This window comes from Bacillus cereus group sp. BfR-BA-01379 (genome assembly GCF_022663605.1).
Taxonomy (GTDB): domain Bacteria; phylum Bacillota; class Bacilli; order Bacillales; family Bacillaceae_G; genus Bacillus_A; species Bacillus_A mobilis.
Genome location: NZ_JAKUFT010000021.1, coordinates 59,492 through 70,641, shown reverse-complemented (window position 1 = coordinate 70,641; position 11,150 = coordinate 59,492). Strand labels below are relative to the sequence as shown.

Genomic DNA, 11,150 nt, shown 5'->3' with positions numbered 1-11,150 from the left:
ATGGATTCATACAATGTTCACATATGCGCGGTAAATACATCATAAATACATTTTCAAAATCCGTTTTAATTTCTTCTTCCATTTTCTTTACGTTCGGATCTTGTAATCCTGTTATATGTCCACCAGCTAAATCATCTTCCCAGTTCGGACCCCATTCAATTTTATCGATAAAATCACCCGTTATTGCTGATTTCGGACGAGCAACTGGCTGATGCTTACGCTGCGGACTATTTGTTAACGTTTCATAATCATAGTTCCAAGGTTCAAAGTAATCATCAATTGTTGGTTGGTCTGGATTGTGGAAAATATTCATAAGGCGCTTCATTTTCGAGCCTGATTTCAGCTGAATTTCACCATTTTTCAATTCCCAGCCACCTTTATATTTCTCCTGATCTTCCCATTGCTTCGGATAACCAATACCAGGCTTCGTTTCTACGTTATTGAAATACATATATTCAGCACCTGGACGATTTGTCCAGGTGTTTTTGCACGTTACGCTACAAGTATGGCAGCCGATGCATTTATCTAGATTCATTACCATTCCGACTTGTGCTTTAATCTTCAAGCCAATCTACCTCCTTCAGTTTGCGAATTACAACATTTAAGTCACGCTGGTTCCCAGTCGGACCATAATAGTTAAATCCATAACTTAATTGACCATATCCACCAATCATATGTGTCGGTTTTACGTGAATTCGAGTTGGACTATTATGCGTGCCCCCGCGATTACTTGTTAATTTCGTTCCAGGTACGTTAATGTGGCGATCTTGCGCATGATGCATAAATGCCATTCCTCTCGGTATACGATGCGTTACAACAGCACGCGCTACAACAACACCGTTACGGTTAAAGCACTCAATCCAATCATTATCTGCAACACCAGCTTCTTCAGCATCCTCTTTATTCATCCAAACGGTTGGACCACCTCTAAACAGCGTTAACATCGGTAATGAATCGAAATACATACTATGAATTGACCACTTATTATGCGGTGTTAAATAGTTCAATGTAATCTCTTTTCCTTCTACTTCAGGCCGTGATTTACGGAACGGTTTATGTTGCAGAATTGGTTTAAATGTTGCCATCGTTTCACCAAATTCTTTCATCATGTCGTGATCTAAGTAGAAAGATTGTCGACCCGTTATCGTTCTCCAAGGAATAAGACGTTCCACATTTGTAGTGAATGGTGAGTAACGACGTCCACCTTTTTCTGAACCTGTAAAGGCCGGTGAAGTAATTACTGTTTTTGGCTGCGCTGTAATTTGTTCAAATGTGAAGCATTCTTCTTCACGTTCTTCTGCTAAATCACGTAGTTTTAAATCTGTTTGTTTTTCAAGTGCTTCCCATGCTTTTACAGCCATATGACCGTTTGTTGTAGAAGAAAGCGTTAATACCGCTTCAGCAGCATTGATTGCTTCTTTTATGTCTGGGCAACCTTTCGCAATAGAATCCGTTCGAACGACTCCTAATCGGCTCTTTAATTGCTCATATTCTTTTTCTGCAGACCAAGAAATCCCTTTCGTACCAATCGGTTGTTTTCCAGCATTTGGTCCTAGCGCAGTCATTTTGTCATAAATCGTTTTATAATCCCTTTCGACAACATGAATTTGTGGCATCGTTTTACCTGGGATTGGTTCACAATCACCTTTACTCCAGTCTTTAATTTTGCCAAGTGGTTGTGCTAATTCTTGCGGTGTATCGTGAAGAAGCGGTGTTGCCACAACTTCTTTCATCGGTTCAAGATCAATTTTCTTCGCTAAATCAGACACGGCTTTAGAAAGAGAAGTGAAAATATCCCAGTCAGAGCGCGCTTCCCACGGTGAACCGATTGCCGGATTAAATGGATGTACAAATGGATGCATATCTGTACTACTTAAATCATGCTTTTCATACCAAGTTGAAGCAGGTAAGACGATATCAGAATAAAGCGCTGTTCCAGCCATACGGAAATCTAAATTAATGAGTAAATCAAGCTTCCCTTCTGGTGCTTCTTCATGCCACTTAATTTCTTCTGGTCGTAACGAATCACTATCATCATTCATTAATCCGTTCGTTGTACCTAACAAATGCTTTAAGAAATATTCGTGGCCTTTACCAGAACTTGAAATTAAATTTGCACGCCATACGAATAAGTTTCGCGGGAAGTTATTTTTATTATCAGGATCTTCAATTGCAAATTTCAGTTCTTTTTCTTTTAGTTTTTGCGCAACATATTTTCCGATTTCTTCTTGCGTTGTTGCGCCTGAAGCAACAGCTTCTTTATATAATTCAATTCCATTTTTCTCGAATGTCGGATACGAAGGTAACCAGCCAAGTCTTGCTGCTAATACGTTGTAATCACCGTGATGTTGATAACGTGATTTACCCTCAACTGGTGATGCCAAATGTCCAACTGGTGTATCTTCATAGCGCCATTGATCTGTTACGAAATAGAAGAAAGATGTACCGTTTTGTAATTTCGGTGGCCCTTGCCAATCTTTTGCCATCGCGATCGTTTGCCATCCTTCTGCTGGTCGTAATTTTTCTTGACCAACGTAATGCGCCCAACCACCTCCGTTTACACCTTGTGCCCCAACGAGAAGTACAAGATTTAAAACGGCGCGATAAATCGTATCAGAGTTAAACCAATGGTTAATACCAGCTCCGACAATAATCATTGAGCGACCATTCGTATCAACAGCATTTTGTGCGAACTCACGAGCGATTTGAATAATAAGCTCTCGTTTCACTCCTGTCATTTTTTCTTGCCATGCAGGCGTAAACGGTACGTCATCATTGAAATCTTTCGGCTCTTGTCCGCCGAGTCTTCGGTTTACACCGTAATTTGCTAACGTTAAGTCGTATACAGTTGTAACGAACACTTCACCTTCTTCTGTCATAACCTTTTTCACTGGAATTGTACGTTCTAATATTGTATTTCCATCATCAGAGAAGTACGGAATTTGCACCGTTTTAATCGCTTCCTCCATTCCAAGTAAAGATAGACGTGGTTCAATCTTTTCACCTGTTTCTTCATCTTCTAAACGTAAGTTCCATTTCTTTTCGTTATCCCAACGTGATCCCATTGTGCCGTGAGGTGTTGCAAAATCGTTCGTGTTCTCGTTCCAAAGTACAGGTTTCCATTCTCCTAACTTCGTTTCACGTCCAATATCAGAAGCATTTAAGAATCGATCAGCAACGAATTGGTCTCCTTTTTGTTTCAATGTGACGAAGAAAGGAAAATCAGTATATTGCTTCGCATACTTTGTGAAGTATTCCACTTGATTATCTACGTAAAATTCTTGTAAGATTACGTGACCCATTGCCATCGCAAGTGCACCATCCGTACCTTGTTTCACACTAATCCAATCATCTGCAAACTTTGTAGATTCAGCGAAGTCAGGACTAACAGAAACGACTTTTGTTCCTTTATATCGAACCTCTGCTAAAAAGTGTGCATCTGGAGTTCTCGTCATCGGTACATTTGAACCCCACGTCATAATGTAACCCGAGTTATACCAATCACTACTTTCTGGTACATCTGTTTGATCGCCCCAAATTTGCGGAGAAGCTGGTGGTAAATCTGCGTACCAATCATAAAAACTAAGCATCGGTCCACCCATAAGTTGCATAAAGCGACTACCAGCTGCATGACTTAACATCGACATAGCTGGAATTGGTGAGAAACCAACATTTCGGTCTGGACCGTATTTCATTACTGTGTATAGTAAAGAAGCTGAAACGAGTTGTAACACTTCATCCCAATTCGCACGAATGAATCCCCCTTTACCACGCGCCTGCTTATACGTACGTGCCTTCTCAGGGTTTTCCACAATGCTTTTCCAAGCATCTAATGGTGACTCGTTATTTTTCAACTCCTCTTGCCACATATTCCAAAGAACACCACGTACATACGGATATTTCACACGAAGTGGACTGTAAATGTACCAAGAAAAGCTTGCTCCACGTGGGCATCCTCGTGGTTCAAAATCAGGCATATCAGGACCTGTAGTCGGATAGTTAAGCTCCTGTCCTTCCCAAGTTACAATTCCATCCTTCACATATATATTCCAGCTACATGAACCAGTACAGTTCACGCCGTGTGTAGAACGAATTACTTTATCATGCTGCCAACGCTTTCTGTACACATTCTCCCATTCGCGATCTTCATATGTTTCTTGTGTATGATTATCGTTATAACGATCTATTGGTGAAAAATATTTTAAACGTCTCATTAGTGCTGAAGGTTTCTTCTTCATACTGTTCACTCCTTTAATACGTCTCTCTTACATACCCTTACTATAAAAGAGGTTGTAAAATACAGATGTGACATTTCGCACAGTTCAAGAGATTGTCAAAAATTCAGTAGAAAATAAGTTTGTGAGAAAATCCTTTGTTCCGTTGTGAAGATTTATGGTTAATCTTAATTATTAGGAGAATAGTATTTTGGGGTATCGACTATTTTGCAAAAGAAAAAACGCAGGAGACATTCCTACGTTTTTCTTTATAAGTATATTGAGAAGTTTTTTATGCTTTTTTGGTAGACTCTTTTCTCACGTTCTATTCAGCACCTTCTTCTAATTATTCTAATTTCACCTACTAATATTGAATGCTCAAAGGATACGTTTGTTATACTCATTTCCTTTTTCCAATGAAAATTATTATCTTTCAAAAGTCATCTACGATGGAAGAGAAAAGTTTTGATGAAAAAAAACTAGCTAGAGATATAGCAGGTGAATTGACAGGTGAATACGATATTAGACGTGCTTGGGATGGCATTGATCCCTCTACCGGTGAAAAGCTTTCCACTTGGGATAGAATATTTGCTGGAGGAATGGCGGTAGCTGGACTCACACCTTTTGGAAAACTTGCTAAAGTCGGAAAAAGCGTGAAGATGACTACTAATGCGTTAGAGGGTATTAAGAATGCCGATAGAGCGACTGAAGCTTCTAAGGCAACTAAGAGAATTACACAAGCTGAAGAGGAAATGGTCACTTATAGACGTGTTCAAGGTGGAACACCTCCAAATGCAAGTAGAACTAGGATAACTGTAGATGAAAATAGTAATGTAGAAATACCTAATAAGAAAGCTAATTTAAATGTAAGTACAGGTAATGATGAGCATGCAAAATATTTCTTAAATAAAAGAGGAAGTAATGCAGAGATAGTTGAATTTGATATACCTAAATCGTTAGATGATTTTATAAATGAAAATGCAATACCTCAAAAAGGATATAAATCAAACCCCCTAAATCAAGGAGGAACTGCACCGAAAATAGTTGACCCAACAACGCCAGGAAATTCTTATGAATTGCCAGCACCTTGGATTGAATGGATAGAAGAATACGCCAAGAATGGCAGGACTATAAAGTAATAATAAAAGGAGTAGATTATGATATTAGAACCGCTTTATGCAGAAAACATTATAGTAGCCGTCATATATAATAATGAATTTAGATGGTATGTAACAGATAAAGAACTATGGTTTTTGGATTATAATAAGTTAAATAATGCATATAAAAATTTAGGTGTAAGCATTGAAGATAATGACGAAACTGAAGAAAGAAATGGAATAAAAGTATTAGACAATGAAAATGTAGAAGTATTTTTACAAAGGATTAATAAATATAACACAACTAAAGAGGAATTAAATTATTTACTACTTGAAAATATTAAAAGTAAACATGCAGGAGAAGATCTATTAGATTTTAGTCCGGTGTTATTAATTAACTTTGATGATAAAATACTATATTCAATGTTCCCAGAACCAGCATCATATGAAGAATATATACCAAAAGATTGGAATGGTAAATATGAAGATTTCACTAAATTAATACCTAAATCAGAAAAATATTGGATAGATGAGTTTAATAACAATCTATTTTCACTATAATTTAAACGGGATAAGGATGATAATAGTATGAGTAATAAAGATGTAGTAACTATATTAAATGAGGAATTCGAAAATGAGCAGACTGGTGAAAAGTTACAAGGGGTAACAATTATAGTTGATGGAAAGTTAAAGCAAGTCATGGATATAATAATCGACAAAAATGATAATTATAGTAATTATACTGAAGTAGTCAAAGATGCACTATTTGAGGGGATAAATAATATCATTAATAAAATTAATAAATGATAAATACTAACTACAAAAAATTAAATACTTAATCTAAATAATGAGGTAAGGTGGAACGAAAATAAAGCACAAATATATATCATAATAAATAATAACGAAGGCTACTACTAATATAAAAGGCGTTAGTCTTCGTTATTATTTTTTTAAAAATGAAAGGAGTTCAAAATACAACGAATATACTCTCGACTTCAAGCCCTAAAATTTTAAATTTTGCGCCGCTGTTTCAGGCACCTGGCAAATACAACTTCCGAATATCTCCTCCGCCCTTAAAGAAAAAAGCCGGTATCTATACCGACTATATTTTGAACGTTTTTAATTTGTCTTCGATTTGTTCTCCAGTAATTCCAATGGATCTTAACGTTATCGAAGGATGACTCTGATTTAATAAGGAATTTATTTTCTCCAACGATACTATTTTATATCCATACATATTTTACATAAAACTACAAATCATTATTTACCATATTGTCCAAAGTTACGGAAACAATTATACTAGATGTAATCAGAATAAATAATCTGAATATTCTTGGAATTAAAGATAAAATCTTTACTGCCCGCAATTAGATGGATACATTCTATTTTCCACTCAATAGATTAAAAAACGATAATAACATTAGGAGGATTACGATGCACCAGCTTGATTCATTACATCCCATTATAGAAAAAATAATTAATAATATTGAAAAGTTAATGGTCGGAAAGCGAAAAGAAACGATCTTAGCTTTGACAGCTCTCTTAGCTGAAGGTCATGTACTATTAGAAGATGTTCCTGGCGTTGGGAAAACAATGTTAGTACGTGCTCTTTCTAAATCTATCGATGCTGATTACAAGCGCATTCAATTCACACCTGATTTACTGCCGTCAGATGTAACAGGTGTTTCTATTTATAATCCGAAAGAGCTCCAATTTGAGTTCAAACCTGGACCAATCATGGGGAATTTTATACTTGCTGATGAAATTAATCGTACATCTCCAAAAACACAATCTGCCTTACTTGAAAGCATGGAAGAAGGCAATATTACAATAGATGGCAGGACAAGACCGTTACCAAAACCATTCTTTGTAATGGCTACACAAAATCCGGTCGAATATGAGGGAACATACCCTTTACCAGAAGCACAGCTCGATCGTTTCTTATTGAAACTAAAAATGGGATATCCTACACAAGAAGAAGAATTTGAAATTTTAAACCGGATGGAAAAAACAAATCCCCTCTCCCATTTACAAGCTATTACTACAATAGAAGAATTACTTTATTTACAACAAAGCGTACGGGAAATAAGCATGGACAAAGCAATCAAGCATTACATTGTAAAGCTTGTTAGTCAGACTCGTTCTTATAGTTCTATACAGCTTGGTGCAAGTCCACGTGGCTCGATTGCTTTAATGAAAGCTTCACAAGCATATGCATTCATCCATGGTAGAAATTATGTTATTCCAGACGATGTTAAATTTTTAGCTCCTTACGTATTGGCTCACAGACTCATTCTAAAAATGGAGGCAAAATTTGAAGGAATTACAGGAGAACAAGTTATCACAAAAATCGTTGCGCGAACTACCGTACCTACTCAAAGGAAGATGAACCTTTGATGAAACGGATACTACGAGCACTCTATCATTTTACTAAGTTATCACTTATTCCGTTATGCCTAGTCTTAACATTTGTATACGCTATGCTTCAAGGAGGATTTGTAAGTTGGTTTTTGTTTTACAGTATGATTCCTATTGGCCTTTATTCACTACTGCTTCCCTTCTATGCTTTACGGAACGCCGAGGTAAAACGAATAACAAATCAAGACGAATATGTAGCAGGAGAACCATTTTTAAGTACGATTACAATAAAAAGAAGTTTTCCTTTTCCCTTACTTTATTTAATTATAGAAGATGTACTGCCATCACAATTTACAAATTGTAAACAAACAAAGATGAATAAAGTAATACTCTTTCCAGGATTGAAACGAAATGTTTCGTTTCAATATGCAATTGACACAATCCCTAGAGGAGAGCACTCTTTTTCAAGCGTACGTGTCAAAACTGGTGATTTATTCGGTATGATGGAGAAAGAAATAACTTTTTCAGTTCCAGATACATTTTTAGTCTATCCCCAGTATGTAGATATAACATATCGACAAATGGAAAATCATTTCGAACAAGGAGCGCTTTCAGCAAATATAAATTTAGTAAAAGACTCTACCATTTCTGTCGGTGTGAGAGACTATAAACCTGGTGACCGCTTTTCATGGATTGATTGGAAAGCAACTGCCCGAACAAACAACATTATGACGAAAGAGTTTGAACAACAGCGCAGCCATAATATTATGATATTCATGGACAGAACCCCATCCCCTCTATTCGAATCAGTCGTCACATTTACTGCCTCTATTGTCAGGTCTGTCTTGAAACAAAATTCACCAGCGTCATTCGTATCTGTCGGAAAAGAACGAACTTTTTTCCCTTTAGACAATGGAGATAATCAGTTGCATCAAATCTTTTGTCATTTAGCGAAAGTACAAGCAGATAGTGTATTCCCGCTCTCCCGGAGTGTAGAAATGGAATTAAGAAAAATTTATGAGCCCGTCACGATTATACTCGTAACAAGCGATCTTTCTCCCGATATTCAAAAGGCGGCTGACTTTGCTGCTATAAAAAATAGAAAATTAATGGTGTTTGTCGTAAAAGAAAAAGCAAATCAGCTCTCACACCGAGAACTAAGTATGCTAGAAACTCTACAAAAACGAAAAATATTTGTAAATGTGGTTTATGGAAACCAATATACAAACGTGTTTTTTGAGGTGAGCAAATGATAACATTACAAACAAAAAAACAATTGAATATGAACAGATTTTTCATGCATGCATGCGCATTTCTACTTTTACTAGAATGGCTAAGGCCTCTCATAGGTATTACAAACGTAGGTAGATTAGATATTTTTGTAATATTTATAGGGATTTGCTTCACTCTCTCTTTTTTTCAAACAAAGTGGCAGATGCCAATAAAAATCGTCACGATTTTATTCATCATTCATTTCCTATATTATAAAAATGCTTTTATAAATCCATCTTGGCTAACGAAATTTTTTACTGATATTTCTCGAAATTCCTCCCTGTTATTTCAGGGGAATTTGCTAGATATTTCTCCAGTTTTTACAGCATTTTTATTTTTTTTATCATTTTGGTTTTTGAGTGCTTTCATCTCTTTTGGGATGATTCATAAAAAACGCGGTTTGTTATTTCTTATATTGACTATTATTTATATCACCGTTTTTCATAACTTACATTTATACAATGCAAACTACGCTATTATTCGTACTGTTGTCATCGGCTTTTTTATGCTTAGTCTTCTTCGCATAGAACGAATAAAAGAGATCGAACACTTACAAAATTATGCTAGAGAAATCTCAAAATTACTTAGACCTCTTACAATATTTATTGTATTGTCAGCAACCATCGCATACTTTGCGCCAAAATTTGGCCCTCAATGGCCAAACCCAATGGATTTTTTAAAATTCAATACATCCGAAGCAAGTAAAAAACAAGAAGTTTCTAAAATCGGGTATGGTTTAGATGACTCGCGATTAGGTGGTCCTTTTAAGGCGGATCCTACAATTGTTTTCACAGCACAAACGCAAAACAAACAATATTGGAGAGTCGAAACGAAAGATTTTTATACAGGAAAAGGCTGGGAAATTTCTGAAAATCAAAAAAAGGTTTCTTTTAAAAATAAAAACGATGTCGTAAGCTGGTACGAACAAAATACAAAAACAGAGGCAACTGAGGCAACAATTACCATGCAAAAAAGTTATCCTCACCTTACCTATCCAGCAGGATTAATATCAGTTGAGGCCTCTTCTGATGTATCATACAGCATTGACCCATTTACAGAAAAAATCTATACGATGGACGGAGACTCTTCTACTACTTTACATTCATATAAAGTAACATATGGGATCCCGGAGTTTTCCATAGAAAACTTGAAAGCTGTAAAAACGAATGAAGGTCAAGAAACAAATCCTTATTTCATGACAAAATACACGCAACTTCCCGAATCATTACCACAGCGAGTAAGAGACTTAGCTGTTAATCTAACAAATGATAAATACAACCGATATGATAAAGTATTAGCTATTGAAAAATATTTCACCGATCATTCTTTTGTATATGAAACAACGAATGTATTGTTCCCTGCCAAAAATCAAGATTATGTTGATCAATTCCTTTTTGATACAAAAAGCGGCTACTGTAATAATTTCTCGACGTCTATGATCGTGTTACTTCGTTCTGCCGGGATTCCTGCTCGCTGGGTAAAAGGTTATTCAGAAGGAACTCTTGATAATACGCTTGCCTCTGCAGAAGGTGAGGATGTTTATAAAATCGCGAACGATAACGCACATTCTTGGGTCGAAGTATATTTCCCTGGATACGGATGGATTCCATTCGAACCGACAAAAGGATTTACGAATCCCTATAATTTCACAAATAATGCTCCTGCTCCTACTATACAAAATAGCGAAGAAACTAATTCTCAAAACGCGCAAATGCACCAAAGAAACAATGAAGCAAAGCTCAAAAGTTTAATAGAAGATACAGAAGAAGCTCCTACTAAAAAGATTACAAATGCTAAAAATGGATTTTCTTGGTGGTACCTATTCCTCTCTTCGATACTAATTAGTATTATAGGATACACTCTCTTCGCTACTAGAATGAAATGGATTACATTTTTTATCATTCTTTTCTACAAATACCGAAAAGATGATGCTGTTTATAGCAAAGCTTATGGCGCACTTTTGAAACAATTTGCGAGAATTGGCATACCACGAGGGGAAAGTCAAACATTCCGAGAATATGCTCTCTACATCGATACACTTTACAACTCGGCCGATATGCAACAACTTACTTTCAGTTATGAGAACGCTATGTATCAAAAGGGACAGGCTGCAGCAGAATGGAAGAAATCCGTACTCTTATGGGAAGTACTTATGAAAAAAGCAGCTTCTCCGCCTAAATCAAATGACTTCCATTCAGCGATTTAATCT

The 11,150-nt window shown here is 36.3% G+C and carries 7 protein-coding genes and 1 pseudogene; 6 read left to right on the top strand and 2 right to left on the bottom strand.

Features of this window, described 5'->3' with window-relative positions; genetic code table 11:
- On the bottom strand, positions 1 to 565 hold a 565-nt coding region (locus tag MR113_RS10805), incomplete at its 3' end, for a nitrate reductase subunit beta (protein WP_472927135.1).
- A complete protein-coding gene (locus MR113_RS10800; protein WP_242254134.1) occupies positions 555 to 4,238 on the bottom strand; it encodes a nitrate reductase subunit alpha in 3,684 nt (1,227 codons plus the stop codon). The genes MR113_RS10800 and MR113_RS10805, both read right to left, overlap by 11 nt.
- A 428-nt stretch (positions 4,239 to 4,666) precedes the next feature.
- Between MR113_RS10800 and MR113_RS10795 the strand changes: the two are divergent.
- The 6 genes and pseudogenes from MR113_RS10795 to MR113_RS10770 form a co-directional block, all read left to right on the top strand.
- A pseudogene (locus tag MR113_RS10795) lies at positions 4,667 to 5,353 on the top strand (pre-toxin TG domain-containing protein); the annotation flags it as partial.
- An 18-nt stretch (positions 5,354 to 5,371) separates the two neighbouring features.
- Positions 5,372 to 5,872: a hypothetical protein gene (locus MR113_RS10790; protein WP_242254132.1), complete on the top strand. Its 501-nt coding sequence runs from the start codon at positions 5,372 to 5,374 to the stop codon at positions 5,870 to 5,872.
- Positions 5,873 to 5,899: 27 nt separating this feature from the next.
- The gene (locus MR113_RS10785) at positions 5,900 to 6,118 is read left to right on the top strand and encodes a hypothetical protein (protein ID WP_242254130.1); all 219 of its coding nucleotides are present in this window, start codon (positions 5,900 to 5,902) and stop codon (positions 6,116 to 6,118) included.
- Between the two features lie 627 nt (positions 6,119 to 6,745).
- The gene (locus MR113_RS10780; protein WP_000553993.1) at positions 6,746 to 7,708 is read left to right on the top strand and encodes an AAA family ATPase; all 963 of its coding nucleotides are present in this window, start codon (positions 6,746 to 6,748) and stop codon (positions 7,706 to 7,708) included.
- On the top strand, positions 7,708 to 8,922 hold the full coding sequence (locus tag MR113_RS10775) for a DUF58 domain-containing protein (protein WP_242254128.1): 1,215 nt from the start codon (positions 7,708 to 7,710) through the stop codon (positions 8,920 to 8,922). Before MR113_RS10780 ends, MR113_RS10775 begins: the two co-directional genes overlap by 1 nt.
- A complete protein-coding gene (locus MR113_RS10770) occupies positions 8,919 to 11,147 on the top strand; it encodes a transglutaminase TgpA family protein (RefSeq protein ID WP_242254126.1) in 2,229 nt (742 codons plus the stop codon). Before MR113_RS10775 ends, MR113_RS10770 begins: the two co-directional genes overlap by 4 nt.
- Positions 11,148 to 11,150 lie beyond the last annotated feature (3 nt).